Below are 2,082 nucleotides of genomic sequence, written 5' to 3'. Positions count from 1 at the left end.
GTTGCTGGCGGACCCCTTGCCACCAGGCCCCCTCCCGAAACACCCGAGGAAAACCGGATCGACAGTGACGAATCCATCGGCTGCGGCACCTGCCTGACCTAAGTTTGCGGGTTGTGGGCACATTTTAGTGCAGTACCGAAAATTTTATCACGCAATTTCATGCTGATAGCTTTTGAGTGGTGGTGAAAATCCTCAAAACTTGTGGGCACACGCATTACCATTTTTTTCTTGAAATACAAATTTTTAACCGTTACCGTGGTGGGCAGCCATGTACCTGCGATCCACGAAACGAAAGAACAAGAACGGCACCATCACCGAGTATCTCCAACTCGCCCACAACGTGCGGGATCCGGAGACCAACTCGACCGTTGCCCGCATCATTCACAGCTTCGGCCGGGCCGATCAGCTGGACCGCGAGGCCCTGGTCCGGCTTGCCCGCTCCATCGCCAGGGTCTGCGGGATCACCATCCTGGATGCCGATGGTGATGGCGATCGACACCAGGGCAGCGGTGGGCTGCCCGATGATCTTGAAATCCTGCGCACGGTCGAACTCGGCACCGTGCTGGTCATTGAAACCCTGTGGGAGCGACTGGGCATCGGCAAGGCGCTCCGAGCCCTGCTCGGCAAGGGCAAGTACGCCGTCCCCTACGACCAGGCGCTGCTGGCCATGACCGCCAACCGCCTCTGCGCTCCCGAGTCCAAGCTGGGCGTCTGGGATCGCTGGCTGGAACGGGTCCATCTCCCCGGTTGCCATGGCCTGAAACTGCGGCAGATGTACGAGGCCATGGACTTTCTTCACCAAAATATCGATGCGGTTGAGGAGGCGGTCTTTTTCCAGACCGCCAATCTGTTCAACCTCTCGGTCGATCTGATTTTCTACGACACCACCACGGCTTCGTTTGCCATCGACTACGAGGACGAGGCCGACGAAAACAGCGCCGGCCTGCGCCAGTACGGCCATTCCAAGGAGGGTACCTGGACCCCGCAGATCGTTGTCGCCCTGGCGGTCACCCGGGAAGGGCTGCCGGTGAAGAGTTGGGTCTTTCCCGGCAACACCGCGGATGTGTCCACGGTCGAGCGCATCCGCCAGGACCTCCGCGGCTGGAAACTCGGCCGCGCCCTGTTTGTGGCCGACTCGGGCATGAACTCCGCGGACAACCGGGAAGAGCTGGCCCGGGCCTGCGGCAAGTATCTGCTGGCCACCCGGATGGCCACGGTGGCCGAGATAAAAAAAGAGGTGCTCGCCCAACCCGGCCGCTACACCGAGATCACCAGCAATCTGCACGCCAAGGAGGTTGTCCTCGGCGATGGCGAACGCCGGCGACGGTATATCCTCTGTTTCAACCCGAAGGAGGCCGAGCGGCAACGGGCCCACCGGGACGGGATTGTCCGCCTGCTCGAAGAGGAACTGGCCAGCCATCGTGACCGGGACGCCTCCGCCCAGTGGGCTGTCGAGCTGCTGGCCTCCAAACGCTACAAGCGCTACCTGGCCACGACCGAGGCCGGCAAGCTCCGCCTGGATCGCGCCGCCATTACCGAGGCCAAGCGGTACGACGGCAAATGGGTGCTGGAAACCAATGATGACACCATCAGCCTGGAAGACGCCGCCCTCGGGTACAAGGGGCTTCTGGTGATTGAGCGGTGTTTCCGCTCACTGAAACGCACCCAGATCCAGATGATGCCGATGTACCATTGGGCCGGCCGGCGAATCGAGACCCATGTGAAAATCTGCGTCCTGGCCCTGTTGCTCGAACGCGTGGCCGAGCTTGAATGCGGGCAACCCTGGTCCCATATCCGGGCCAGCCTGGCCAAACTCCAGGCCACCCGGTTCAGGAACAGCCAGCACAGTTTTTTCCAGATTAATTCACCCCCGAGCGACTGCCGGGAACTGCTGAAAAAGCTCGCAACCCCGCTTCCTGCAAAGGTTTTCGGCATTGAGCCACGAGAAAAACAGGTGTAATCATGTAGGCACACGCCAAAAATGATCCCACCCGCCAACGCCCACCAGGCAAGGCTTTGCGGCTAGGCGTGTTCCACAACCCGTAAACCCAGGTCATGCAGCATACTCGCGAAGGCTCCCGT

1 protein-coding gene is annotated in these 2,082 nt (G+C 60.7%); it reads left to right on the top strand.

The features are described 5' to 3' along the window. Nucleotides 1–268: 268 nt before the first annotated feature. Entirely contained in the window at nucleotides 269–1,960 is a 1,692-nt protein-coding gene (locus EOM25_14260) for an IS1634 family transposase (protein NCC26338.1), read from the top strand. The last annotated feature ends 122 nt before the right edge of the window (nucleotides 1,961–2,082 follow it).

The organism is Deltaproteobacteria bacterium (assembly GCA_009929795.1).
Taxonomy (GTDB): Bacteria; Desulfobacterota; Desulfovibrionia; order Desulfovibrionales; family Desulfomicrobiaceae; genus RZZR01.
The sequence above is the reverse complement of the archived record's forward strand: the minus strand, read 5'-3'. Positions and strand labels throughout refer to the sequence as shown.

Bases quoted from the DNA above. Each gene is read 5' to 3' on its own strand.
- EOM25_14260 (NCC26338.1), top strand. From the start codon at position 269: ATGTACCTGCGATCCACGAAACGAAAGAACAAGAACGGCACCATCACC.